Origin of the sequence: Streptomyces sp. NPDC053069, assembly GCF_044546895.1 — a bacterium.
Lineage (GTDB): Bacteria > Actinomycetota > Actinomycetes > Streptomycetales > Streptomycetaceae > Streptomyces.
This window is the reverse complement of record NZ_JBITZN010000004.1, coordinates 1-23,126: the sequence shown is the minus strand read 5'-3', so window position 1 is coordinate 23,126 and position 23,126 is coordinate 1. Positions and strand designations below refer to the sequence as shown.

Below are 23,126 nucleotides of genomic sequence, written 5' to 3'. Positions count from 1 at the left end.
CCCGCACCGGGGCCCTGCGCAAGACCCGTAGTACCTGAGAGGGACCCGCGAGGACCCCTCTGCAAGGTGACGACCACGGCCCCGCCCCCGCCTACCGTTGCGTACGTGACCCAGACGACGCACACGCAGACGACTCCGCCGGGCCCGGCCGGCCGGCCGCGGAGCCCGGAGTTCCGGCTCGCCGCGGGCGCCCTGCGCGGGCTGCGGCAGGACCTCCTCCAGCACGCCTTCGCCTACCGGCCGCTGCCGCCCCTGTCCGTGGACGGCCCGCTCGCCCGCCGGCTGCCGGGCCGAATGAGGGAGTACGCGGCCTGGGCCCCGCACATGACGGTGGCAGCCGTGGGCGTGCTGGCGGCGCTCGTCGGCTTCGCCGACAACGAGGCGGGGGTCAGCGCCCTGCTGCGCGCGCTGCTGGCCCTGGTTCCGGTGCTGCTGACCCTGGCGCGTCCGGCCGGGGCGTTCTGGCTGTCGCTCGCGGCGACCACGGCCACCGCGGTCACCGGCAGCGACTGGGACAGCTGGCCCTGGCTGCCGAGCAGCTTCGTCTCCCACCTGACGGTGCTCACCGTCGTGGCGCTCCGCACCCGCCCGCGCACCGCGGCCTGGATGTGGGCGCTCACCGCGGTGTACGGCGTCTGGTTCGACGCCGCCTTCGGCTTCGACCACTACGAGACCGACGTGTCCCCCATGCTGGTCCTCTCGGCATTCATACTGCTGGCCGTCACGGTCCGGCACATACGCCGGCAGGCCGAGCAGGAGGTGACCGCGCAGCAGACGGTGACCGCGCACGAGCGCTCGCGGCGCACGCTGCTGGAGGAGCGCACGACCATCGCCCGTGAGCTGCATGACGTGGTCGCCCATCACATGTCGGTGGTCGCCATCCAGGCGGAGGCCGCGCCCTACCGGGTGGAGAACCCGCCGGAGGAGCTGGAGAAGGCGTTCGTCACCATCCGGGAGAACGCGGTGGCGGCCCTGACCGAGCTGCGCCGGGTCCTCGGAGTGGTCCGTGCCGAGGACCATGAGGCCCCGGACGCCCCGCAGCCGACCCTGTCCGACCTGGACGGGCTGCTGGCCAATGTGCGGGAGGCCGGCCTCACGGTCGACAAGGCGGTGACCGGCGCGGTCCGCGAACTGCCGCAGGGCGTGGAGCTGTCGGCGTACCGGATCGTCCAGGAGGCCCTCAGCAACACCCTGCGGCACGCTCCGGGAGCCAGTGCCCGCGTGGAGATCGGCTATGTCCTCGGCGGCCTGGGGCTGCGCATAGTCAACGGCCCGCCGCCCGCACCGCACCTGACGAAACCCTCTCCGGGCGCGGGGCACGGCATCACGGGCATGCGGGAGCGTGTGTCGATGCTGAACGGCGAGATGACGGCGGGCCCGGCGGAGGACGGGGGCTATGAGGTGACGGTGTTCCTGCCGGTGCCGGCGGCCACGGCGGGCGAAGGGGACGCATGACCATCCGCGTACTGATCGCGGACGACCAGATGATGGTCCGCGAGGGTTTCTCGGTCCTGCTGAACGCGATGCCGGACATCGAGGTCGTCGGCGAGGCCGTCAACGGGCGCGAGGCGGTGGCCCGGGTCCGCGAACTCGCCCCGGACGTCGTCCTGATGGACATCCGCATGCCGCAGCTGAACGGCATCGAGGCCACCCGGGAGATCGTCGCTGCGGACGCGGCGGCGAAGGTGCTGGTGCTGACGACCTTCGACCTGGACGAGTATGTGTATCAGGCCCTGCGCGCAGGAGCCTCCGGCTTCCTCCTGAAGGACGCCTCGGCCCGCCAACTGGCGGACGGTGTCAGGGTGGTGGCCGCGGGCGAGGCGCTCCTGGCCCCCTCGGTCACCAAACGCCTGCTCACGGAGTTCTCCCGCCTCTCGGACCTCCCGCGCCTGGCCCCGTCGGCCCAAGCGGCCTACGGCGACCTCACCGAACGGGAGACCGAGGTTCTGATCCTGATCGCCCAGGGCCTGTCCAACGCCGAGATCGCCGAGCGCCTGGTGGTGGCAGAGTCGACGATCAAGACCCACGTCAGCCGGATCCTCGTCAAACTCGGCCTCAGGGACCGCACCCAGGCAGCGGTCTTCGCCTACGAGGCCCGCCTGGTGACTCCGGGCTGACGCCGCCCTGCCCCGGGCGTGCCCGAGTGTCCGCTCGTCCAACTCGTCTGGGACCATGCGTGTTCGGACATGGGCATGTGCGAAGGTCCATCGACGGGAAAGGCACACACATGGATGCCGAGATCCGGCCGCACGTCGGCGTCGGGCCGTTCCGGTTCGGCATGTCGGTCGAGGAGGCGCGTGCCGCGGTGGCGGGACGGTGTCCTTTCCGGACCGTCTCGTGCGACGAGGAGCCGGGGCAGATCGTGCTCCGGCAGGACGACTTCGAGATGGACGTCGTACTCGGCTTCACCAAGGGCGCGCTGAGCGGTGTGGAGCTGGTCCGGTTCCGGAACGAGGACGCCGACGTGCGGGTGCTGCTCGACGGGCTCGACGTCTTCCGCACCCCGAGCGAGGACCTCTTCCAACAGCTCGCGGAACGGGGCCACACCATCGAGGAGAACGACCTGGGCTTCGACGTCCTGCCGGAGCTGAAGGTGATCCTCGCGAACCGGAGCAGCCACGAGTACCCGGTGGACGAGGAGGGCGACCCCCTCTCTTACGACTACGTGCTGGTCGCGGACCAGATCTGAAGGGCGGGAGCACATGCGTGTCGAGATCCGGCCGCACGTCGGCGTCGGGCTGGTCGGCACGGAACCCGTCGTCTGACCATGGAGCTCGTACTCGACCCATCGCACGGAGTCGCCCCGCTGTGTCTGGGCATGACGCTGGAACAGGCGATCGCGGCGGTGTCCGGCTGGGGCGAGCCCCGGCTGTTCAGGCGCCGGAGTTCGGCGCGGGCCTCCTGGTCCCTGGACGGGGTGGGCGTACAGGCCCTGCTGGAGAGCAGCCCCACGGTGACGGCGATCGAGCTGTGGTGGCCCGGCGAGGGCAGAACCTCCGGCACACGGGTCCTGCTCGACGGGGACGACGTCTTCGGCACACCCGCGGAGGAACTGTTCCGTCGCGCCACCGCGCGGGGATGGCGCGTCGACCGGTCGCGGCCCGAGCACCCCGTGATCCCCGGCGTGTCCCTGGGCTTCACCCGGCAGACCTCCCAGGAGGTGCCCCGCGACGCCGACGGTCTGCCGCTGTGTGTCACGTCCGTGCTCGTCGGCGGGAAGGACTACTACGACTTCCTCTCCGCAGGCCGGGGCTGAGCACCCCTGGTCAGCCCGCGGTCCTGCGGGTTAGCTTCCCCGCATGGCAGGCTCTCACGACCTCGGTTTCGACCCCTGGGACCCGGCGTTCCTCGCCGACCCGTACCCGGCCTACGCCGAGCTGCGCGCACGCGGCCGGGTGATCCGGTACGAGCCGACCGACCAGTGGCTGGTCCCGCACCACGCGGACGTCTCGGCGCTGCTCCGGGACCGCCGGCTGGGGCGGACGTATCAGCACCGCTTCTCGCACGAGGAGTTCGGCCGCACCCCGCCCCCGCCGGAGCACGAGCCGTTCCACACCCTCAACGACCACGGGATGCTCGACCTGGAGCCGCCGGACCACACCCGGATCCGACGCCTGGTGTCGAAGGCGTTCACGCCGCGCACGGTGGAGCGCCTGAAGCCGTACGTCGACGGACTGGCCGGCGAGCTGGTGGGCGCGCTCGTCCGCAACGGCGGCGGTGATCTGCTGACCGATGTGGCGGAGCCGCTGCCGGTGGCCGTGATCGCCGAGATGCTGGGCATCCCCGAGGCGGACCGCGCCCAGCTCCGCCCCTGGTCGGCGGACATCTGCGGGATGTACGAGCTGAACCCGTCGGAGGCGACGGCCGCGAAGGCGGTCCGTGCGTCGGTCGAGTTCTCGGAGTACCTGCGCGAGCTGATCGCGGCCCGCCGCAAGGAGCCGGGCGACGATCTCGTCTCCGGCCTGATCGCGGCCCACGACGAGGACGACGACCGGCTGACCGAGCAGGAGATGATCTCCACGGCGGTCCTGCTGCTCAACGCCGGCCACGAGGCCACGGTCAACGCCACGGTGAACGGCTGGTGGGCGCTGTTCCGCAACCCCGGCCAGCTGGCCGCCCTGCGCGCCGACCACTCCCTGATCCCGTCCGCGATCGAGGAGCTGATGCGCTACGACACCCCGCTCCAGCTCTTCGAACGCTGGGTCCTGGACGACATCGAGATCGACGGCACGACGATCCCGAGGGGCGCGGAGATCGCCATGCTCTTCGGCTCCGCCAACCACGACCCGGCCGTCTTCACCGACCCCGACCGTCTGGACCTGACCCGCACCGACAACCCGCACATCTCCTTCAGCGCGGGCATCCACTACTGCATCGGCGCCCCGCTGGCCCGCATCGAGTTGGCGGCCTCCATGTCGGCCCTCCTCCAGCAGGCCCCCACGCTGACCCTGGCGGCGGAGCCCCAGCGCAAGCCGAATTTTGTGATCCGGGGTCTGGAGGGGCTGAGCGTCGAGGTGCGCTGACCATCCGATCGGCTGATCCGAGGGTGATCCGGCACATGTGCCTCAGCGTCACGCCAAGCTGGCGCCTGCCTGTGAGGGGGGCACCATCCGGTTATGGCAGAGCGCACCTCGTCTCAGATGTCGGTGGACGTGTTCGAGCGGATCGCGGAATTCGCCGACCGCGAGGACGAGACCGTCAGGTTCGAGTTCATCGACGGACGGATCGGGGTCAAGAAGGTGACGAACGGCAGCCACGGTGAGATCGCCATGTGGTTGGCTTTCCGGTGCAAGGAAGCACGGCCCGACCTCACCCTCAACACGACAGGCCAGCGGCTGAAGGTCGAGGTGTGTCGGAAGGGCCGCGCCCGGCCTGACGGCGTCCTTGCACCAGTGGGTTACTTCAACGGACAGAGTGTCGTACGACTCGGACACCCACCACCGCGATCGGGTGGACAAACCCCGGGCGTACGGTGAGGCGGGCATTCCGGTGTACTTGCTCATCGACCGTGACAATCACTCGATCCTTGTCCACACTGTCCCGGACCCGGAGGTCGGATACCGGGACATTCATGTGGTTGCGTTCGGCGACAAGGTCTCGCTTCCCGACCCCGTCGGCATCGAACTCGACACCGAGGAGCTGAAGCAGTACGTCGACTGACGCTCTGGTTTTTCAGCGCTCCTTGGTCTCCTCCAGCACCGTCCGCCCCAGCAGCGCGTACCGCTCGGGCGCCCGGTGCTTCAGGTACTGCGCGCAGCCCACGCCCGTCGCCGCGACCAGCGCCACGAGCCACGGTGTCGCCTTCAGCAGCAGTGAGCCGGACTCCGCCCCCGCCGCGACCCCCATGTTGGACACCAGCAGGACGACCACGCCGAGCATGGCGATGCCGCCGATGAGCGGGGCGGTGAAGGTCCGGAACCAGTGGCGGCTCTCCGGGTGGTGCCTGCGGAAGTAGACCAGCACGGCGAAGGAGCACACGGCCTGCACGATCAGGATGGCCATGGTGCCGAGGATGGCCAGCAGGACGTAGAGCGCGTTGTACGGGTCCTTGCCCGCGATCCAGAACGCGGCGATCAGTACGGCGCTCACCACCGTCTGCACCAGGCCCGCGATGTGCGGCGAGCCGTGCCGGGCGTGGGTGCGCCCGATGGTGTGCTTGAGCGACGGCAGGACGCCCTCCCTGCCCAGCGCGTACAGATAGCGGGCGGCGCAGTTGTGGAAGGCCATGCCGCAGGCCAGCGAGCCGGTGATCATCAGCCACTGCATGACGTCGACGGCCCAGTGGCCGACGTACCGCTCGGTGGGGCCGAAGAACAGGGCGAGCGGGTTCGCGGAGGAGGCCGCCTTCACGGCCTCGGCCTCACCGTTGCCCGTGATGGCCATCCAGGACACGAAGACGTAGAAGACGCCGACGCCCAGAACACTGATCATCGTGGCCCTGGGGATGATCTTCTTGGGGTCGCGGGACTCCTCGCCGTACATCGCGGTCGACTCGAAGCCGACCCAGGACCAGAAGGCGAAGAAGAGCCCGAGCCCGGCCGACGTGCCCTTGAAGGCGTTGACCGGGTCCACGGGCGCGAGGCTGAACCCGTGCGGCCCGCCGCCGTGGAAGGCCACGGACACCGCCATCGCCGCCAGCACGGTCACCTCGGTCGCCAGCAGCGCCACCAGCAGCTTCTCGGCGACGCTGACCCCGAACCAGGTGCCGGTCGCGTTGATCGCGAGCATCAGGATCGCGAAGGCCCACCAGGGCAGGTGCACGCCGGTCTGGTCTTTCAGCGTCGTCGTCGCGAAGGTGGAGAAGATGCCGATCAGGGCCGGCTCGAAGACGACGTACGCGAAGGTCGCGAGCAGCCCGGAGGCGAGGCCGGCGGTCCGGCCGAGCCCGTACGAGATGAATCCGTAGAAGGCCCCGGTCGACGTGATGTGCTTCGCCATCGAGGTGAAACCGACGGAAAAGATTGCCAGGACGACCATTGCCACGAGATAACTCGCGGGTGCGCCGATGCCGTTGCCGGACGACACCATGAAGGGCACATTGCCGGTCATCGCGGTGATCGGCGCGGCGGTGGCCACCGCCATGAACACCACCCCGAGCAGCCCCACCGCGTTGGGTTTCAGCCGGTGAACCGTCTCCTCGTCCGCCGTGCCCGCCGTCGGGGCAACGCCCTCGTCCACTGCCATCGGGTGGCCCCCTCAGTATCCGGTCGCTGGGTCCTGATGGAGCAGGATGGTGGACGACACGGGTACACGGGAAGGGGTCGGAACGGTTAAATATTTGTCACCAGACCATTGAGGGGGGGCGGGTGGGTTCACTCCGGAGGCAGCACCAGCCCCCAGGCGTCCCCCACCACCCGCCACGTACGCCGCCGTACCGGCCCCGACACCGCCGTGTCCGCGCGGTAGCGGAAGTCCGCGCCGACCACCGTCACCGTCCGCCCGGACACCTGTACCGGCGTGGCCTCCGCGCCCACCGACAGCGGACGCACCTCCACCTCGGCCACCCCGCCCGTGCCCGGCGCGACCGACACGGCCTCCACGGGCTGGCCCAGGTCCACCACCGTCTCCCCGTCGACCTCGACCCGGAAGCGGGAGGGGCCCGGCGCCGGTACGGCGGAGAGCCGGGGCGGGCGCGGGGCGAGGGAGCGGACCAGGGAGCGGTACCAGGGACGGCCGCAGGAGACGGCCACCGGCTCGGCGGCAGGCGCCCGCACCACCGGCTCCGGCGGAATACCCAGCCTGCTCAGCACGATCCCGTCGCTGTCGTCGACCAGCAGGTCCAGGCGCCGCTCGGCGCCGTCCAGCACGGCCCGCGCCGCCGCCACCGCCCCGCCGGGTACGCCCAGCGACTCGGCCAGGCGGGTGTCACCCACCGGGACCACCGACAGCGCACATCCGGCCAGCTCCCGCCGGCGGTGCAGCAGGGTGACCGCCCGCACCAGCGCGCGGTCATCGCCCACGACCACCGGCCGCCTGGACCCCCTGCGGCCCAGCGCGCGGGCGAATTCCTCCGGCCCGTCCGGCAGACACACTTTGGCCGCCGCACCCGCGCTGAGCACGTCTTTCGCGATCCGTACGGACTCCCCGTCCGTCTGCCGTGCCGCCGGATCGATGATCACCAGCAGCTGTTCGGACATCGCGAAAGTCGCCACCTCGGTCCTGCCTCGCTTCCTCGGGTAGCATCTTTGTGCAAGAGCCCCTTGCGCTATTGCGCCAGGGGCTTCGTCTATTCCGGGGCACCCGGTCCGACGGTTGGCGACCAACGGCGGTCGCTGTGGCACGCGGCGGTGAACCTTACGCCCACGCCTTCGACCATGGACATGCCCCGCCCGGAAGGGGTGTACGCGCGTGCCCGCACTTGTGCTGCTCGGTGCTCAGTGGGGTGACGAAGGCAAGGGAAAGGCGACCGACCTGCTCGGTGGCTCGGTGGACTATGTAGTGCGATACCAGGGCGGCAACAACGCCGGCCACACGGTCGTCGTCGGCGACCAGAAGTACGCACTCCACCTCCTCCCTTCCGGAATCCTCTCGCCTACTTGTGTTCCGGTCATCGGCAACGGAGTCGTCGTCGACCCGTCGGTCCTGCTCTCCGAGCTGAGCGGTCTGAACGAGCGTGGCGTCGACACGTCCAAGCTCCTGATCAGCGGTAACGCGCACATCATCACGCCGTACAACGTGACCGTCGACAAGGTGACGGAACGCTTCCTCGGCAAGCGCAAGATCGGCACCACCGGCCGCGGCATCGGCCCGACCTACGCGGACAAGATCAACCGCGTGGGTATCCGGGTCCAGGACCTGTACGACGAGTCGATCCTCACCCAGAAGGTGGAGGCGGCCCTCGACGTCAAGAACCAGATCCTCACCAAGCTGTACAACCGGCGCGCGATCGCCGTGAGCCAGGTGGTCGAGGAGCTGCTGGGCTACGCCGAGCAGATCGAGCCGTACGTCGCCGACACCGTGCTGGTCCTGAACCAGGCCCTGGAGGACGACAAGGTCGTCCTGTTCGAGGGCGGCCAGGGCACGCTGCTGGACATCGACCACGGCACGTACCCCTTCGTGACCTCCTCGAACCCGACCGCCGGCGGTGCCTGCACCGGCGCCGGCGTGGGCCCGACGAAGATCAGCCGCGTCATCGGCATCCTCAAGGCCTACACCACCCGCGTCGGCGCCGGCCCCTTCCCGACCGAGCTGTTCGACGAGGACGGCGAGGCGCTGCGCCGGATCGGCGGCGAGCGGGGCGTGACCACCGGCCGTGACCGTCGCTGCGGCTGGTTCGACGCGGTCATCGCCCGCTACGCGACCCGCGTCAACGGCCTGACCGACTTCTTCCTCACCAAGCTCGACGTCCTCACCGGCTGGGAGCAGATCCCGGTCTGCGTGGCGTACGAGATCGACGGCAAGCGGGTCGAGGAGCTGCCGTACTCCCAGACCGACTTCCACCACGCGAAGCCGGTCTACGAGACGCTGCCCGGCTGGTCCGAGGACATCACCAAGGCGAAGTCCTTCTCCGACCTGCCGAAGAACGCCCAGAACTACGTCAAGGCGCTGGAGGAGATGTCCGGCGCCCCGATCTCCGCGATCGGCGTGGGCCCGGGCCGGGACGAGACGATCGAGATCAACTCGTTCCTGTAGGCGCTCGTACAGGCATCCATGGCCGTGTGCTCCGGTGGACAATCGAGATATGAGCGTCCACCGGAACGCACGCTGCCGGGGACCGTACGGCGGTGAAGGTGATCAGGCCGGCGGCACGGACTGCTCCGACCCGGCGGTCTTCGAGGTGGCCCGGTACCAGCTGCCCCCGCTGCGCGTCTGCCCGGTGCATCTGGGGCCCTCCCTGCTGATGGCGAGCCGGGTGCTCTGGCCGCCGGAGATCAGGCTCATCGGCCGCGTCGGCGGCCTCGCCGGGTGACCGGCGGCGACATCGCGACAACCAACTCTGGCGGTACGGCGGCTGAAAGCCCGGCGTCTCGCCTCGGGCCGGTCAAGGGAAGGAACTTCCTTGACCGGCCCTTGGGTTGTTCCTGGTTCCCCGTCCACCGGAGTGAGGCAAGCATCTACGCGGGTAGCCCCCGCACGGCACGTACCTTTGTCTTGATCTGCTCGCGTCAACGCCTGCCTCCCAGGAGCCTCGCATGCCCCTCAGTCCCATGAACCGCCGGGAGTTCGTGAAGAAGTCGGCCGCCACCGGTGCGGCCGTCGCCGCCGCGGGAACCGTCGCGGCGGCCCCCGCGCAGGCGGCCGAGCAGAAGCGGGACTGCCACCCCCGTACCTGGTCCTTCTCCATCCTGGGCACGACCGACCTGCACAGCCACGTCTTCGACTGGGACTACTACAAGGACGCCCCCTACACCGACAAGGCGGGCAACTCGGTGGGTGTGGCGCGCGTGGCCACCCTCATCAAGCAGCAGCGCGAGGCCAAGGGCGAGGACCACGTCCTCCTCGTCGACGCCGGCGACATCATCCAGGGCACCTCCCTCGCCTACTACTTCGCGCGCGTCGACCCCATCACGGGCACCGACGGCAAGAAGGGCCCCAAGCACCCGATGGCCGTGGCCATGAACCACATGCGCTACGACGCCGCCGCCCTCGGCAATCACGAGTTCAACTACGGCATCGAGGTGCTCCGCAAGTTCGAGCAGCAGTGCCACTTCCCGCTGCTGGGCGCCAACGCGCTGGACGCGAAGACACTCCGCCCGGCCTTCCAGCCGTACACGGTGAAGCGCATCCGCGTCCCCGGCGCCCCCGACATCAAGGTCGGCATCCTGGGCCTCACCAACCCCGGCATCGCCCTGTGGGACAAGGACAACGTCAGCGGGAAGATGGTGTTCCCCGGGCTGGTGGAGCAGGCGAAGAAGTACGTTCCGCGCCTGCGCGCGCTGGGCTGTGACGTCGTCTTCCTGACGGACCACTCGGGCATGGACGGCTCGTCCTCCTACGGCGACTCGCTCCCGTACGTGGAGAACGCGTCGAACCTGGTGGCCGAGCAGGTGCCCGGCATCGACGCGATCCTGGTCGGCCACACGCACGTGGAGGTCCCGTCCTACACGGTGAAGAACGCGGAGACCGGCGAGGAGGTCCTCCTCTCCGAGCCGTACTGCTGGGGCTACCGCCTCAGCGTCTTCGACTTCGAACTCGAACTGCACCACGGCCAGTGGAAGGTGACGAGCAAGAAGGCGCAGACCCTGAACCCCAAGGACGTGGCCGAGGACCCGGAGATCAAGCAGCTCCTGGAGGCCGACCACGAGCTGGTGGTCAAGTACGTCAACACGGCGGTCGGCACCTGTACGCAGGACCTCTCGGCGGCGGACTCCTGCTGGAAGGACGTCCCCATCATGGACTTCATCCACAAGGTGCAGATGGAGTCGGTGAAGGCGGGCCTGTCGACGTCCGACGCGGCCCTCCCGCTCATCTCGATGGCGGCGCCCTTCTCCCGCACGGCGGACATCCCCAAGGGCAACGTCACCATCAAGGACATCGCCGGGCTCTACATCTACGACAACACCCTCTACGGCCGGAAGCTGACCGGCGCCCAGCTCAAGGACTACCTGGAGTACGCGGCGAAGTACTACCACCAGGTCCCGGCGGGCACGAAGGTGGACACCTCCACCCTCACGAACGCCAACAGCTTCTGGGACTACATGTACGACACGGCGGCGGGTGTCGACTACGAGATCGACATCGCGCAGGCCGAGGGGTCGAGGATCAAGAACCTCACCTACAACGGCGCTCCGGTGGCCGACGACCAGGTCTTCGTCGTGGCGGTCAACAACTACCGCGCCAACGGCGGTTCGGGTTACCCGCACATCGCCTCGGCGCCGGTCGCCTACAGCTCGACCAACGAGATCCGCCAGCTGATGATCGACTACGTGACGGCGAAGAAGACCCTCGACCCGGCCGACTTCGCAGTCACCAACTGGAAGCTGACGCAGGCCGGTACGCCGGTCTTCTGATACCTGTCCGAGGCGCCGGCCCCGCTCACGGTCCAGGCGGACGAACTGCCCGCCGGTGCCGCAGGGCTGACCCTGCTGGGCGTCAGCGCGTTCGACGAGTGGCACCGAAGTGCGTCTCGTGCGTCCACACATGGGTGCACGAGGGGCACTGCAGGTGCAGCAGGCTGCCGGTGTTGGACAGCAGATAACGCCAGTGCGCGGTGCAGGCCCCGCCCTGCCGGCAGGTCTCGCACCCGGCCCGGTCGTCACAGTTCGGGCACGCCACCCAGGCGCGCCGTCCCCTGTCGGCCTGCGGATCAAGCGGCAGCATCGCCAGGCCCCGCGGGGAGCACCCCGGCCGCCACCAGCTCGTCGTAGATGCGCTGCTGCTCCGCGTCCAGGCCGGAGTACAGCAGCGCCCGCGCCTCCTCCTCGCCGCGCAGCGCCGCCGCAGGGTCCCAGTCGGGGCCGAGGGCGGCCATGACGTGGGTGCGCCGGAGCATCTCGTGTGCGCTCAGGTCGACGGCGAAGTCGAAGGTGGGGCCGTGGGGGGACATGCAATCGAACGTAGGAGGGCATTTCCCCCACGGCAAGACCAAGTGGGTGACATCACACGCGCTCAGCTGAACACGATCATCGAGCCCTGTGCCAGGGAGCGCGTTGCCGCTGCGTGCAGGCCCAGCCAGACGTGGCGTTCGCGGGCGAAGGGGCTGGGGTCGTAGGGAGCGGGGACGGCCGGCTCCTCCAGTTCCGTGGGGGCCACGGGGGGTGCCGGGGCCGCCGGGGGGTTGGCCGGGTCGATGCCGATCGTGGGGGCGACGTACTCCAGCTCGCGCAGCAGTGTCTGCGAGGAGCCCAACGGCCCGCCCCCGGCGAGGAGTTCCTCGTTGGACAGCGGATCGGGGAAGTCGACCGGGACGTACGCGCCCGCGTGGTCGTAGTGCCAGACCAGGTGGGACTGCTGGGCCGTGGACTCGAACATCTCCAGCAGTTGCTCGTAGTCACCGCCCAGGTCGTCCACCGGGGTCACCGGCAGGCCGCAGACCTGGAGCAGGTAGGCGCGGCGCAGGAAGTGGAGGGCGTCGTAGTCGAAGCCGGCCACCGGGGCGACCTCGCCGGACAGGCCCGGCATGTACTGGTAGACCGGCACCGGCGGGAGCCCGGCCTCGGCCAGTGCCTTGTTGTACTGCGCGAGTTCCTCGGCGAACGGGTTGTCCGGGGTGTGGCACAACACGTCCACGAGCGGTACCAGCCACAGGTCACAGGCCAAAGAGAGCTCCTCACACACAGAAGGTGGTCAGGGAAGGCTACCGGTCACTTACCCGTTGGTCAGGTGTTCCAGCAGGGCCAGCGAGTGGGCGTTGGCGGCGGCGACGATCGAGCGGGCGGTCTCGGCCTCGCGGCGGGCCAGGGCGTCGACCAGGCCGGTGTGCCCGGCCCACAGACGGCCGCGCAGGTCGGGCACGCGCAGCAGGTGCTGCACGGCGCACACCCAGGACTGGACGCGCAGGCGGTTGAGGAAGTCGCCGAGGTAGGGGTTCCCGAACAGGGCGCTCAGCTCGCGCCAGAAACGGAGGTCGTAGCCGATGAGGATGGTCAGATCCCCGGCCGCCGCCGCCCGCTGGGCCTCCTCGCCGCGACGGCGCACGGTGGTCAGCGCGGCCGTCGTACGGGGGTCCTCCGGCGGGGTGCGGAAGGCGGGGTGGCCGGTGGCGAGGGCCTGGAACATGCCGTCGGTGACCAGGCTGCGGGCCTCGATCATGTTCCGGTAGTCGGTGACGGAGTACTCCGGCACACGGAAGCCGCGGTGCTGGTCGGCCTCCAGGATGCCCTGGGCGGACAGGTCGACCAGCGCCTCGCGGACGGGGGTGGCGGAGACGCCGTACTGCTCGGCTATCTCCTTGACCGTGAACGCCCGGCCCGGTCGCAGCCGCCCGGCCAGCACCTCGTCACGGAGCGCGTCCGCAATCTGCTGGCGCAGGGTGCTGCGCGTCACGGCGCCGGTGCCGGGCATGGGCGGGCCTCTCCTCACGCGTCGGGTGACGTACTCGTCCGTACCCGCGATCACATCTGCGATCTACGCGGGTATCCATGTCTTACGAGCACGCCACCTTACGCGTTCGGATCGGCCCGGCGGCAGGTGTGGTGCGGCTACCGAGTGTGTTCGTCGGCCACGCTCAGCGCGGCGTCCAGGGCGGCGAAGCCCTCCTTGAGCTCGGCCTCCGTGACGTTGCACGGCGGCACCACATGGGTGCGGTTCATGTTCACGAAGGGCCACAGACCGTGCTGCTTGGCGGCGGCCGCGAACGCGGCCATGGGCGCGTTGGCCTCGCCGGCCGCGTTGTACGGCACCAGCGGCTCGCGGGTCTCCCGGTTCTTCACGAGCTCCAGCGCCCAGAACATGCCGACGCCGCGCACCTCGCCGACGCTCGGGTGCCGTTCGGCGAGCTCGGCCAGGGCCGGCCCGACGACGCTCTCGCCGAGGCGCCTCGCGTTCTCGACCACGCCCTCCTCCGCCATCACGTTGATCGTGGCGACGGCGGCGGCGCAGGCCAGCGGGTGCCCGGAGTAGGTGAGGCCGCCGGGGTAGGGGCGCTTGCCGAAGGTCTCGGCGATCTCCTGCGAGATCGCGACGCCGCCGAGCGGCACATAACCCGAGTTCACGCCCTTGGCGAAGGTCATGAGGTCCGGTACGACCCCGAAGAGGTCGGCGGCGAACCACTCACCCGTGCGTCCGAAGCCGGCCATGACCTCGTCCAGGATGAAGACGATGCCGTACTTGTCGCAGATCTCGCGGACGCCGGCCAGGTAGCCCGGCGGCGGGACCATGATGCCGGCCGTGCCCGGGATGGTCTCCAGGATGATCGCCGCGACCGTGCCCGGCCCCTCGAAGGCGATCGTGGTCTCCAGGTGCTCCAGGGCGCGCGCGGTCTCCTGCTCCTCGTTCTCGGCGTAGAAGCGGGAGCGGTAGAGGAACGGCGCCCAGAAGTGGACGACACCGGCCGCGGCGCCGTCGGACGCCCAGCGGCGCGGGTCACCGGTGATGTTGATCGCCTGCTGGGTGCCGCCGTGGTAGGAGCGGTAGGCCGAGAGCACCTTCGGGCGGCCCGTGTGCAGCCGGGCCATGCGCACCGCGTGCTCGACGGCGTCGGCGCCGCCGTTGGTGAAGAAGATCTTGTCCAGATCGCCGGGGGTCCGCTCGGCGATCAGCCGGGCCGCCTCCGAGCGCGCCTCGATCGCGAAGGCGGGCGCGAAGGTCGTCAGCTTCGCCGCCTGCTCCTGGAGGGCCGCGACGACCTTGGGGTGCTGGTAGCCGATGTTCGTGTAGACGAGCCCGCTGGTGAAGTCCAAGTACCGCTTGCCGTCGTAGTCCCAGAAGTACGACCCCTCGGCGCCGGCGACGGCGAGCGGGTCGATGAGGTCCTGCGCGGACCAGGAGTGGAAGACGTGCGCGCGGTCCGCGGCCTTCACTGCGGCGCCGGCTTCGGGGTTGGGCTGAGGGGTCATGCCCGCGAGCGTAAATGTCCGCGATGCGGAAGGGATATCGGCGTCTTGTTCCGTGGACGGGGGTAATCCCCGACAGATTGTCGACGGGGCGGGGACGGACGGCAGGGCACGGCCGGGCCACCTATTGACAGCATGCTGTCCAAATGTCAGCATGCTGTCATGAATGGATCGGTCGGCAAACCTGTGCATCTGGCGGTCTACGACACCCTCGCCGACTGGGAGACGGGGCACGCGACCGCGTATCTCGCGCGCGCCGGGTACCGGATCCGCACCGTGGGCCCGCGCCGTGAGCCGGTCGTCAGCATCGGCGGGCTGCGCATCCAGCCCGACCTCGCGCTCGGCGACCTCCGCCCCGAGGACAGCTCGCTGCTGATCCTCCCGGGCGCCGACCTCTGGGACGCGTCGGACGACCTCGCCCCCTTCGCCCGGACCGCCCGTGCCTTCCTGGACGCCGGTGTGCCCGTCGCCGCGATCTGCGGCGCCACCGCCGGCCTCGCGCGCGAGGGCCTGCTCGACGACCGCGCCCACACCAGCGCGGTCTCCTTCTACCTGGCAGCGACCGGTTACGCGGGCGCCGGGCGGTACGTCGAGGCGGACGCCGTGACCGACGGCGGTCTGATCACCGCGGGACCCACCGAGCCCGTCGCCTTCGCCCGGGAGGTCTTCCGGCTCCTCGGGGTGTACGAGGGCGAGGTGCTGGACGCCTGGTACCGGCTGTACCACGACTCCGACGCCGAGGCGTACGCCGTTCTGCAGCAGGCCCGCGCCCGGTGAGCCGGGAACGTCAGGAACTGCTCAGCCGCAGCGCCCTCGGTGTCTTCCGCCTCAACGGGCAGTTCCTCTCCGTCGCCGAGGAGCTGGCCCGCCCGGCCGGGCTCACCGCCGCCTGGTGGCAGGTGCTCGGTGCGGTGCTGGGCGAGCCGCTGCCGGTGGCCGGGATCGCGCGGGCCATGGGCATCACGCGGCAGAGCGTGCAGCGCATCGCCGATCTGCTCGTGCAGCGGGGTCTGGCCGAGTACCGGCCGAACCCGGCGCACCGGCGGGCAAAACTCCTCGCGCCGACCGGACAGGGGCGAGCGGCCGTGGCCCGGATCGGCCCCGGGCACGCGGCCTACGCGGACCGGCTGGCGCAGGCCATGGGGGAGGACGCACTCGCCGAGGCGGTGCGGCTGCTGGAACGGTTGTCGGAGGTCCTGGACGAGCTGGGCAGGCCTTCCCCCGCTCCCGGCTCCGCTGCAGCGGGGGCGCCCCCGCCGCCCCCGTCGGAACCGTAGACATCGGAACGGTGGACAGAGGGCCGCGCGGCTGCCTCGGGGACCGGATTATTCTCGGTTCGCCGCACACGTCTGCGTGGTGCGGACCGGGTCTATGGGGGAGGGTGGGGCGGCCATGGAGACGCTGGCGGCGGGGGATCCGCAGCACATCGGGGGCTACCGGCTGCTGGCGCGGCTGGGCGCGGGCGGCATGGGGCAGGTCTATCTCGCCCGGTCGGACCGGGGCCGTACCGTCGCCGTGAAACTGGTCCGCGAGGAACTCGCCGCGCAGGAGGAGTTCCGGGCGCGGTTCCGGCAGGAGGTGCAGGCCGCGCAGCGGGTCGGCGGGTACTGGACCGCGCCCGTGCTGGACGCCGACACCGAGGCGGCGGTGCCGTGGGTGGCCACCGGATATGTCGCCGGGCCGAGTCTGCAGCAGGTCGTCGGGCGTGATCACGGCGCGTTGCCGGAGCGGTCCGTACGGATTCTGGCGGCCGGGCTCGCGCACGCGTTGAAGGACATCCACGCGGCGGGGATCGTGCACCGGGATCTGAAGCCGTCGAACGTGCTGGTGACGATCGACGGGCCGCGTGTCATCGACTTCGGGATCGCGCGGGCGCTGGAGACGACCTCGCTGGGCGGGCAGGAGCTGACGCAGACCGGGTCGCTGGTCGGATCGCCCGGGTTCATGGCGCCCGAGCAGGTGCGCGGGGACCGGATCACTCCGGCGTGCGACGTCTTCTGCCTCGGGTCCGTGCTCGCGTATGCGGCGACCGGGGCGATGCCGTTCGGGACCGCCAACAGCGGGGTGCACGCCCTGATGTTCCGGATCGCTCAGGAGGAGCCGGATCTGGCGGGGGTGCCGGAGGGGATCGCCGACCTGGTGCGGGAGTGCCTGCGCAAGGATCCTGGGGCCCGGCCGTCGCTGGATGCGCTGCTGGAGCGGACCGGGGCGGAGGACACCGTGACCGGGGGGCGGTCCCGGGACCCCTGGCTGCCGGGGGCATTGGTCGCTCAACTCGGGCGGCACGCCGTGCAGTTGCTGGAGGTCGAGGATCCGGAGGGCAGGTCTTCGGGTGCGGACGCGCCGTCGACGGGTGCGGGGAGTTCCGGTGGCGGCGGGGCGGCGTTCGTGGGTGCGGGGGGTGCTGCTCCGGGGAGCGGCACGGGCGGGGCGTCGCCCGAGCATGCTGCTGTTTCCGACGCGGGGGCGGGGGCCGGTGCCGGTGTGCATCAGGTGCCCACCGTCGTGTCGGGGCAGGCTCCGCCGCCGGTGCCTCCGGTGGCACCCGGGTTCGGGTACGGGCATGCGCAGCAGCATCCCCAGCCGGCTGCCCAGTCGTATCCGCAGTCGTATCCCCAGCCGGGCGGCGCCTACGGGTATCCGCCGCAGTCGTACCCCCCGTACGGCGGCGGGCCCGGATCCACGCCGCCGTACGGGCCGTCGGCGCTCGGTGGGGCGCAGGAGCCGGAGCGGCGCAGTGGGCGGTCGACCGCGCTGCTCGTCGTGATCGCGCTGGTGGTGGCGCTGGGCGCGGGCGGCTCGGTGTATGCGCTGATGAACGGCGGTGGCGGGCACGACAAACAGGGCGGCGCGGTCGGTTCCGCGCCCGCCAAGGGCTCCGGTGCGCCCGGCCCGGCCGAGCCGACGCCGTCCGTCTCCGCCTCCGTCTCCGCATCCGCCCCCTCGAACGGGGCGATTCCGGAGGCCTATCTGGGTACCTGGGGCACGACGATCGACAACGCCAACGGGACCAACACCCGCCGGCTGACCATCCGGCAGGGCAAGGTGGGCGACAGCGTGCTGACGCTGGTGGCGGACGGGCCGACGGAGGGCGGGGGGACGTACCACTGCGTCTTCGAGGCCACGCTCGACCAACCGCCCAGCGGCAACGGGCCGTTGGAGATCGGGCCGTCCACCGTCACCAGCGGCGAACCCGCCTCCTCCTGCACTCCGGGCGAATCCACCGAGGTCACCCTGCTGCCGGACGGCAGCCTGAGGCGGGCGAAGGCGGACGGCGGAGAGAGCCTGACGTACACCAAGCAGTGATCAGCGCGGCTCCGGGGGCCGTTGCCGCGGCATGTTCGGACGGGAGCCGTTGGCCGGCGGCAGGGGGAAGCGGCTGCCGGAATTCCCCGCCTCCTGGCGCGGGACGTACGCCACCGCCGCCTGGATGCCCAGCGGGGCGGAACCCGTGCGGAACTCCACCATCCAGTCGGTCGTCTCCGTGCGCACCAGCTCCGTGACGTCCTCGGTGAACCGCCGCAGCACCCCCAGGCACCGCTCGGCGGCCTCCCCGGCCGTGCCCTCGGCCGGACCCAGCACCTCCCGGATACTCTCGGAGGCCCAGTCGAACTGCAGCACCTGCAGCCGCCGCTGCACGGCCTGCGCGGTGGCCACGTCCCGCATCCAGCCGGACGTCACCCCGAAGTACCGGTCGACGCCGACACAGGCGACCGCGAGCAGCAGCGCCACACAGCCCCAGGGCGCCACCCCGTCGGCCGCTCCCGCCAGGTCCAGCAGCGGCAGCGCGGCACCGGTCACCGCGCCCGCCGCCGCACCCGAGCGCAGCACCCGGGCGGTGCGCCGCTTCCACACCCGGTCCCGCAGATACCAGGACGCCGTCTCCAGAGCCCCGCGCTCCACCCATCGGTACAGCTCGTCGAGCCGCTCGGCGGGCTCCCCCCAGTCCCCGAGCGGAAAGGCCCGCCCGCTCAGATCGCCCGGCCGCAGCCCGGCCGCACCCTCGCCCCGCCCGTCCTGTGGCGGACCCTCGGGCTGCATCTCCGGCTGACCCACCCGGCACTCCCTACTGATCACTGATCACGACCGGTCACGTTGCGTGACATACCATGCCGATTCCATGCCGACGCGCGGACCTTTCCTACCGCCCAATGGGTGGCGAAGAGGGAGCTTTCCCGGCTTTTCCGCTCGGAAGAGGGCCTTGATCAGGTATAGGGCTACCGTTGTTCTCACTCGAAAGAGTGGCGGGGCGATGGGGACGTGGACCACGTAGGCTCATGCTCAAGGAGAAGAACGTAGAGGAGCTGATCGTGATCCCCGGTGGTGGCCAGCCCAACATGCAGCAGTTGCTCCAGCAGGCCCAGAAGATGCAGCAGGATCTGCAGCGGGCGCAGGAGGAACTCGCGAACACGGAGGTCGACGGGCAGGCGGGCGGCGGTCTGGTGAAGGCCACCGTGACCGGCGCCGGTGAGCTGCGCGCGCTGAAGATCGACCCGAAGGCGGTCGACCCCGAGGACACCGACACGCTCGCCGACCTGATCGTGGCGGCCGTACAGGCGGCCAACGAGAACGCGCAGACGCTGCAGCAGCAGAAGCTCGGTCCGCTGGCCCAGGGCCTCGGCGGCGGCACGGGCATCCCCGGTCTGCCGTTCTGAGTCCGGGCCAACTACGGTACGTACCGAAAGGTCTTAAGGAAGGGCAGTCCGGTGTACGAAGGCGTGGTCCAGGACCTCATCGACGAGTTGGGGCGGCTGCCCGGCGTCGGTCCCAAGAGCGCGCAGCGGATCGCCTTCCACATCCTGCAGGCCGAGCCGACGGACGTGAAGCGGCTCGCGCAGGCGCTCCTGGAGGTCAAGGCGAAGGTCCGCTTCTGCGCGACCTGCGGCAATGTGGCACAGGAGGAGCTGTGCGGCATCTGCCGTGACCCGCGCCGTGATCCGTCGGTCATCTGCGTGGTCGAGGAGCCGAAGGACGTCGTCGCCATCGAGCGCACCCGCGAGTTCCGCGGCCGTTACCACGTGCTCGGCGGCGCCATCAGCCCGATCGAGGGCGTGGGTCCCGACGACCTGCGTATACGAGAACTTCTCGCACGGTTGGCCGACGGGACGGTCACGGAGCTGATCCTGGCGACGGACCCCAATCTGGAGGGCGAGGCCACGGCCACCTACCTCGCCCGCATGATCAAACCCATGGGCCTGAAGGTCACCCGCCTGGCCAGCGGCCTCCCGGTGGGTGGCGACCTGGAATACGCGGACGAGGTCACCCTCGGCCGCGCCTTCGAGGGGAGACGACTCCTAGATGTCTGACGCCACACTGCACGACTCGACGCAGAACCCGGACGATTTCGTGGTCCAGATCGCGGACCAGGTCGAGAGCTTCCTGGTGGCCGTCACGGAGGTGGCGAAGGGCGACGAGCCCGGCTCGACCGTCCCCTTCCTCCTCCTGGAGGTCTCCCAGCTCCTGCTGGCGGGGGGCCGGCTGGGCGCCCACGAGGACATCGTCCCCGAGGAGCGCTACGAGCCCGACACGGGGCCGGACGCCGACGTGGACGAACTCCGCGAGAACCTGGCTCGTCTCCTTGAGCCCGTCGACATCTACTCCGAGGTCTTCGACCCGTACGAGCCCCGCAAGGCGCCGGTCCCGGCCCGGATCTCCGACGACCTCGCCGACGTCATCACCGACCTGCGCCACGGCATGGCTCACTACCGTGCGGGCCGCACCACGGAGGCCCTGTGGTGGTGGCAGTTCTCCTACTTCTCCAACTGGGGCCCCACGGCCTCCGCCGTGCTGCGCGCGCTCCAGTCCGTCCTCATCCACGTCCGCCTCAACCAGCCCCTGGAGGAACTGGACGGTCTGGACACCGACCAGCCCGCCATAGGCGACGAGACCCTGGAGTTCGAGGCGGGCCGGGTCATGGCCGAGGAGATCGGCGCACCGCTGGGGATCCAGCCGGGGAAGTGACGCCTCAGAGCCGCTTGGCCGCCCGCAGTCCCTTCGCATAGAGGCCGTTGCCGTCCAGGCGGGCCGAGCCGCCGTGGTCGCCGAAGGTGGGGCCGCCTGCCGATGCGCGGCTGGAGACGAAGCGAGGGTGGCCGTCGTCGTCCAGGCCGAGATAGATGCCGACCTGGTCGAGGCGGTGGTCCTGACGGTCGGCGGTGGCGAAGAAGACGAGGTCGCCCGGCTGGAGCCTGCTCAGCGCCGCGGGGGTGCCCGTGCCTCGGAGCACCGGGACGCCGGGGCCGTGCGTGGCCATCGCGTCGGCGGTGCGGGGAAGGCCCGGGCCCTTGTCGTCCCGGCCGAGCAGCGGGTAGCCCTCTCGGTAGCCGTAGACGAGCCGTACATAGCCCGACGGGCCCACGGTGCCGTAGCGCGCCTTGTCGGGGTGCACCGTGTGACCGTCGGGGAAGGTCCAGGGGATGCCCAGATACTGGTAGAAGTCGGAGCTGGGACGGGTGGTCCCCGCGTTGTCGTCACCGGCTGTGCCGTACGCCGCCGCTCCCGCGTACCGGACGCCCTTCGCGTCCTTGAGGGGCTTCTCTCCCGCCCGGTACTGCAGGGCCGCGGCGAGGACGTCCGGCTTGGTGCTGCCGCGGTTGGCGCGCAGCCAGTCGGCGAACCACTTCGACCGTTCCTGGCCGGCCGCCCACGTGCGCGGCATCAGGCGTACCCAACTGTCCGTGATCACATGTGACGTGGTGGTCCGCGGCTCGGTGAAGGTGCGGCCGGGCCCGGTGAGGACGGCGGTGCGGGCCCCGTCCGTGAGGGTGGCGACCACGGCGCCGGAGCCGTCCCGGACGACGGTGCGGGCGGGGTCGGCGAGGCGGTCGTATTGGAGGCCCCGGGCACGGGCGGGGGGCAGCCGGTCCTGGCCGGAATCGGCCGTGCGGGCGGCGGCCGGGCCGCCGGCGGTGCGCAGCTGGTGGGTGACCACGCCGGCAGCGAGGGCCACGGCTGCGAGAAGGGCGAGAGAGAGCCGTTGGTTCCGCTTGCGTCGGGCGGTGGGAGCGGCGGGGGCGGCGGCCATGGCAGGTGGGGATTCCCTTTCGTCTGGGGACAGCAGGCGCTTCGAACGCCGGATCGGATACCGGGCCACGTGCCGGTCACGTGGCGGGTGGCATACCGGCTTACAGGCCGGGCAGTGCGCCCAGGAGGACGCCCGTGGTGAGGACGACGTACGCGCCGAGGGTGACCGTGGACGTGGCCACGAGGGTGGCGCGGGGCGGCTGGCGGACCAGTTGGTAGGCGACGAGGCCCGGCACGATGTAGCCGAGGGTCTGGTGACCGAAGAGGTACGGGAACTTGTACTGGAGGAGCAGGAAACACGTCGCCTGGATCAGCACCCCGCACAGCACCACCGCCGCGAACAGCCGCTTGCCGTAGAGGATCACGACGCCCTGCATCAGACGCGTGCAGCCGTACGTCAGGACGGTCACCCCGATCACCATGAGGAACAGCCGCCAGTTCCCGACGAGGATCAGCGCCAGCCAGCCGGGGGCGATCATGCCCCCGGGGGAGAGGTTGGTGGTGAGGTAACAGATCAGGGAGAAGAGGAGCCCGAGCGTGATGCCGATCGCGGCCATGTCCGGGCTGAGGTGGACGGGGGTCACTGGTCGTTGTCTCCGGTGCGCTGAGCGGGAAAGCGGGACATGCCGGGGGCGGCCGACTCGGTGCCGGCGGAGGGGAGTTGGGCGAGGCGTTCCAGCAGCAGCTCGCCCTGTCCGTGGATGTTGCCGATGGCGACGAGGGACGCGTCGCCGTCCAGGGCGGCGAGCAGGTCGGCGGTGAGGCTGTCGGGGTCGCGGTCGTCGCCGCCGAGGTCGACGATCCGTCCGCCCCAGCCGCCGGGGATGCCCTCTCGGGCGCTCTTGGTGGGATGGCCGATCAGGAAGACCGTGTCGGGGGCCAGCTCGGGGATGATCTGGCCCATCTGGCCGTTGCGTTCGACGCGGTCGGGGCGGCAGTTGATGACCACGTGCAGGGGGCGGTGGATCGCCCCGAGGTCGAGGAGCTGGTTGACGTTCATCAGCGTCGACTCGGGGTCGTTGGCCGCGAACACGTTGGCGAAGGCGAGCGTGCCGCCCTGCGGCGTGCGGTACTTCTCGACGGAGAGGACACCGGGGTCCGGCGGGGCGTCGTACATGCCCTGCAGGGCCGTCCCGCGGTCCACGCCGAGGAGTTCGGCGACGGCGAGGG

24 protein-coding genes and 2 pseudogenes are annotated in these 23,126 nt (G+C 70.7%); 15 read left to right on the top strand and 11 right to left on the bottom strand.

Going from position 1 to position 23,126, the window contains the following annotated elements; translation table 11 throughout:
* Positions 1-105 precede the first annotated feature (105 nt).
* From ACIGXP_RS09940 to ACIGXP_RS09915, 6 genes and pseudogenes are all read left to right on the top strand, one after another.
* The gene (locus ACIGXP_RS09940) at positions 106-1,455 is read left to right on the top strand and encodes a sensor histidine kinase (RefSeq protein WP_399766219.1); all 1,350 of its coding nucleotides are present in this window, start codon (positions 106-108) and stop codon (positions 1,453-1,455) included.
* Entirely contained in the window at positions 1,452-2,117 is a 666-nt protein-coding gene (locus ACIGXP_RS09935) for a response regulator transcription factor (protein WP_363216146.1), read from the top strand. Before ACIGXP_RS09940 ends, ACIGXP_RS09935 begins: the two co-directional genes overlap by 4 nt.
* 110 nt (positions 2,118-2,227) lie before the next feature.
* Positions 2,228-2,689 carry a hypothetical protein gene (locus ACIGXP_RS09930; protein WP_399766217.1) on the top strand — a complete coding sequence of 154 codons (462 nt, stop codon included), beginning with the start codon at positions 2,228-2,230 and terminating at the stop codon, positions 2,687-2,689.
* A 78-nt stretch (positions 2,690-2,767) separates the two neighbouring features.
* Complete coding sequence (locus tag ACIGXP_RS09925; protein ID WP_399766214.1) at positions 2,768-3,256, top strand: hypothetical protein; 489 nt, start codon at positions 2,768-2,770, stop codon at positions 3,254-3,256.
* Between the two features lie 43 nt (positions 3,257-3,299).
* Entirely contained in the window at positions 3,300-4,523 is a 1,224-nt protein-coding gene (locus tag ACIGXP_RS09920) for a cytochrome P450 (RefSeq protein WP_399766212.1), read from the top strand.
* A 93-nt stretch (positions 4,524-4,616) separates the two neighbouring features.
* A pseudogene (locus tag ACIGXP_RS09915) lies at positions 4,617-5,160 on the top strand (Uma2 family endonuclease).
* A 12-nt stretch (positions 5,161-5,172) separates the two neighbouring features.
* On the opposite strand, the gene ACIGXP_RS09910 reads toward ACIGXP_RS09915, so the two are convergent.
* Together ACIGXP_RS09910 and ACIGXP_RS09905 are read right to left on the bottom strand one after the other, a co-directional pair.
* A complete protein-coding gene (locus tag ACIGXP_RS09910) occupies positions 5,173-6,684 on the bottom strand; it encodes an APC family permease (protein ID WP_399766209.1) in 1,512 nt (503 codons plus the stop codon).
* A gap of 128 nt (positions 6,685-6,812) precedes the next feature.
* A complete protein-coding gene (locus tag ACIGXP_RS09905; protein ID WP_363216151.1) occupies positions 6,813-7,637 on the bottom strand; it encodes a diacylglycerol kinase in 825 nt (274 codons plus the stop codon).
* A 211-nt stretch (positions 7,638-7,848) separates the two neighbouring features.
* Between ACIGXP_RS09905 and ACIGXP_RS09900 the strand changes: the two genes are divergently transcribed.
* The 3 genes from ACIGXP_RS09900 (at position 7,849) to ACIGXP_RS09890 (ending at position 11,450) form a co-directional block, all read left to right on the top strand.
* Positions 7,849-9,132 carry an adenylosuccinate synthase gene (locus tag ACIGXP_RS09900; protein WP_363216153.1) on the top strand — a complete coding sequence of 428 codons (1,284 nt, stop codon included), beginning with the start codon at positions 7,849-7,851 and terminating at the stop codon, positions 9,130-9,132.
* 49 nt (positions 9,133-9,181) lie between these two features.
* The gene (locus ACIGXP_RS09895) at positions 9,182-9,409 is read left to right on the top strand and encodes a hypothetical protein (RefSeq protein WP_399766205.1); all 228 of its coding nucleotides are present in this window, start codon (positions 9,182-9,184) and stop codon (positions 9,407-9,409) included.
* Positions 9,410-9,632: 223 nt separating this feature from the next.
* On the top strand, positions 9,633-11,450 hold the full coding sequence (locus tag ACIGXP_RS09890; RefSeq protein ID WP_399766202.1) for a bifunctional metallophosphatase/5'-nucleotidase: 1,818 nt from the start codon (positions 9,633-9,635) through the stop codon (positions 11,448-11,450).
* Positions 11,451-11,532: 82 nt separating this feature from the next.
* Here the strand turns inward: ACIGXP_RS09890 and ACIGXP_RS09885 are convergent, their stop codons facing one another.
* The 5 genes from ACIGXP_RS09885 to ACIGXP_RS09865 form a co-directional block, all read right to left on the bottom strand.
* A complete protein-coding gene (locus ACIGXP_RS09885; RefSeq protein ID WP_363216157.1) occupies positions 11,533-11,760 on the bottom strand; it encodes a hypothetical protein in 228 nt (75 codons plus the stop codon).
* Positions 11,747-11,986 (bottom strand): DUF6400 family protein, encoded by a 240-nt coding sequence (locus tag ACIGXP_RS09880; protein ID WP_363216158.1) that lies wholly within the window; start codon positions 11,984-11,986, stop codon positions 11,747-11,749. The genes ACIGXP_RS09885 and ACIGXP_RS09880 overlap by 14 nt, the downstream gene beginning before the upstream one ends.
* Positions 11,987-12,048: 62 nt before the next feature.
* A complete protein-coding gene (locus tag ACIGXP_RS09875) occupies positions 12,049-12,699 on the bottom strand; it encodes a hypothetical protein (RefSeq protein ID WP_363216160.1) in 651 nt (216 codons plus the stop codon).
* Between the two features lie 48 nt (positions 12,700-12,747).
* The gene (locus ACIGXP_RS09870; protein ID WP_363216161.1) at positions 12,748-13,443 is read right to left on the bottom strand and encodes a GntR family transcriptional regulator; all 696 of its coding nucleotides are present in this window, start codon (positions 13,441-13,443) and stop codon (positions 12,748-12,750) included.
* A 137-nt stretch (positions 13,444-13,580) separates the two neighbouring features.
* Positions 13,581-14,936 (bottom strand): aspartate aminotransferase family protein, encoded by a 1,356-nt coding sequence (locus ACIGXP_RS09865; RefSeq protein ID WP_399766196.1) that lies wholly within the window; start codon positions 14,934-14,936, stop codon positions 13,581-13,583.
* Between the two features lie 159 nt (positions 14,937-15,095).
* On the opposite strand from ACIGXP_RS09865, the gene ACIGXP_RS09860 reads away from it, so the two are divergent.
* The 3 genes from ACIGXP_RS09860 to ACIGXP_RS09850 all read left to right on the top strand — a co-directional run bounded on the left by ACIGXP_RS09860 (position 15,096) and on the right by ACIGXP_RS09850 (position 18,239).
* The gene (locus tag ACIGXP_RS09860; protein WP_399766194.1) at positions 15,096-15,710 is read left to right on the top strand and encodes a type 1 glutamine amidotransferase family protein; all 615 of its coding nucleotides are present in this window, start codon (positions 15,096-15,098) and stop codon (positions 15,708-15,710) included.
* On the top strand, positions 15,707-16,210 hold the full coding sequence (locus ACIGXP_RS09855) for a MarR family winged helix-turn-helix transcriptional regulator (protein ID WP_399766191.1): 504 nt from the start codon (positions 15,707-15,709) through the stop codon (positions 16,208-16,210). The genes ACIGXP_RS09860 and ACIGXP_RS09855 overlap by 4 nt, the downstream gene beginning before the upstream one ends.
* Positions 16,211-16,325: 115 nt before the next feature.
* Positions 16,326-18,239, top strand: a complete 1,914-nt coding sequence (locus ACIGXP_RS09850) for a serine/threonine-protein kinase (protein WP_399766187.1) — start codon at positions 16,326-16,328, stop codon at positions 18,237-18,239.
* On the opposite strand, the gene ACIGXP_RS09845 is transcribed toward ACIGXP_RS09850, so the two are convergent.
* Positions 18,240-18,989 carry an SLATT domain-containing protein gene (locus tag ACIGXP_RS09845; protein WP_399766184.1) on the bottom strand — a complete coding sequence of 250 codons (750 nt, stop codon included), beginning with the start codon at positions 18,987-18,989 and terminating at the stop codon, positions 18,240-18,242.
* 254 nt (positions 18,990-19,243) lie between these two features.
* Here ACIGXP_RS09845 and ACIGXP_RS09840 point away from each other — a divergent pair, with 254 nt between their 5' ends.
* The 3 genes from ACIGXP_RS09840 to ACIGXP_RS09830 are packed head-to-tail and all read left to right on the top strand — an operon-like array spanning position 19,244 to position 20,894.
* Positions 19,244-19,588, top strand: a complete 345-nt coding sequence (locus ACIGXP_RS09840; protein WP_399767219.1) for a YbaB/EbfC family nucleoid-associated protein — start codon at positions 19,244-19,246, stop codon at positions 19,586-19,588.
* A 51-nt stretch (positions 19,589-19,639) separates the two neighbouring features.
* On the top strand, positions 19,640-20,239 hold the full coding sequence (recR, locus tag ACIGXP_RS09835; RefSeq protein WP_030342446.1) for a recombination mediator RecR: 600 nt from the start codon (positions 19,640-19,642) through the stop codon (positions 20,237-20,239).
* The gene (locus ACIGXP_RS09830; protein ID WP_363216167.1) at positions 20,232-20,894 is read left to right on the top strand and encodes a DUF5063 domain-containing protein; all 663 of its coding nucleotides are present in this window, start codon (positions 20,232-20,234) and stop codon (positions 20,892-20,894) included. The genes recR and ACIGXP_RS09830 overlap by 8 nt, the downstream gene beginning before the upstream one ends.
* A gap of 4 nt (positions 20,895-20,898) precedes the next feature.
* Here the strand turns inward: ACIGXP_RS09830 and ACIGXP_RS09825 are convergent, their stop codons facing one another.
* The 3 genes and pseudogenes from ACIGXP_RS09825 to ACIGXP_RS09815 form a co-directional block, all read right to left on the bottom strand.
* Positions 20,899-21,957 (bottom strand): hypothetical protein, encoded by a 1,059-nt coding sequence (locus ACIGXP_RS09825; protein ID WP_399766180.1) that lies wholly within the window; start codon positions 21,955-21,957, stop codon positions 20,899-20,901.
* Positions 21,958-22,057: 100 nt separating this feature from the next.
* On the bottom strand, positions 22,058-22,540 hold the full coding sequence (locus ACIGXP_RS09820) for a poly-gamma-glutamate biosynthesis protein PgsC/CapC (RefSeq protein WP_399766178.1): 483 nt from the start codon (positions 22,538-22,540) through the stop codon (positions 22,058-22,060).
* Positions 22,537-23,126: pseudogene (locus ACIGXP_RS09815) on the bottom strand (poly-gamma-glutamate synthase PgsB); the annotation flags it as partial. The pseudogene ACIGXP_RS09815 and the gene ACIGXP_RS09820, both read right to left, overlap by 4 nt.

What these genes read in the sequence shown, in the direction of transcription:
- ACIGXP_RS09935 (WP_363216146.1), top strand. Translation starts at nt 1,452, where the DNA reads ATGACCATCCGCGTACTGATCGCGGACGACCAGATGATGGTCCGCGAG.
- ACIGXP_RS09930 (WP_399766217.1), top strand. Translation starts at nt 2,228, where the DNA reads ATGGATGCCGAGATCCGGCCGCACGTCGGCGTCGGGCCGTTCCGGTTC.
- ACIGXP_RS09925 (WP_399766214.1), top strand. Translation starts at nt 2,768, where the DNA reads ATGGAGCTCGTACTCGACCCATCGCACGGAGTCGCCCCGCTGTGTCTG.
- ACIGXP_RS09920 (WP_399766212.1), top strand. Translation starts at nt 3,300, where the DNA reads ATGGCAGGCTCTCACGACCTCGGTTTCGACCCCTGGGACCCGGCGTTC.
- ACIGXP_RS09910 (WP_399766209.1), bottom strand. Translation starts at nt 6,684, where the DNA reads ATGGCAGTGGACGAGGGCGTTGCCCCGACGGCGGGCACGGCGGACGAG.
- ACIGXP_RS09905 (WP_363216151.1), bottom strand. Translation starts at nt 7,637, where the DNA reads ATGTCCGAACAGCTGCTGGTGATCATCGATCCGGCGGCACGGCAGACG.
- ACIGXP_RS09895 (WP_399766205.1), top strand. Translation starts at nt 9,182, where the DNA reads ATGAGCGTCCACCGGAACGCACGCTGCCGGGGACCGTACGGCGGTGAA.
- ACIGXP_RS09890 (WP_399766202.1), top strand. Translation starts at nt 9,633, where the DNA reads ATGCCCCTCAGTCCCATGAACCGCCGGGAGTTCGTGAAGAAGTCGGCC.
- ACIGXP_RS09885 (WP_363216157.1), bottom strand. Translation starts at nt 11,760, where the DNA reads ATGCTGCCGCTTGATCCGCAGGCCGACAGGGGACGGCGCGCCTGGGTG.
- ACIGXP_RS09880 (WP_363216158.1), bottom strand. Translation starts at nt 11,986, where the DNA reads ATGTCCCCCCACGGCCCCACCTTCGACTTCGCCGTCGACCTGAGCGCA.
- ACIGXP_RS09870 (WP_363216161.1), bottom strand. Translation starts at nt 13,443, where the DNA reads ATGCCCGGCACCGGCGCCGTGACGCGCAGCACCCTGCGCCAGCAGATT.
- ACIGXP_RS09865 (WP_399766196.1), bottom strand. Translation starts at nt 14,936, where the DNA reads ATGACCCCTCAGCCCAACCCCGAAGCCGGCGCCGCAGTGAAGGCCGCG.
- ACIGXP_RS09860 (WP_399766194.1), top strand. Translation starts at nt 15,096, where the DNA reads ATGAATGGATCGGTCGGCAAACCTGTGCATCTGGCGGTCTACGACACC.
- ACIGXP_RS09850 (WP_399766187.1), top strand. Translation starts at nt 16,326, where the DNA reads ATGGAGACGCTGGCGGCGGGGGATCCGCAGCACATCGGGGGCTACCGG.
- ACIGXP_RS09830 (WP_363216167.1), top strand. Translation starts at nt 20,232, where the DNA reads ATGTCTGACGCCACACTGCACGACTCGACGCAGAACCCGGACGATTTC.
- ACIGXP_RS09825 (WP_399766180.1), bottom strand. Translation starts at nt 21,957, where the DNA reads ATGGCCGCCGCCCCCGCCGCTCCCACCGCCCGACGCAAGCGGAACCAA.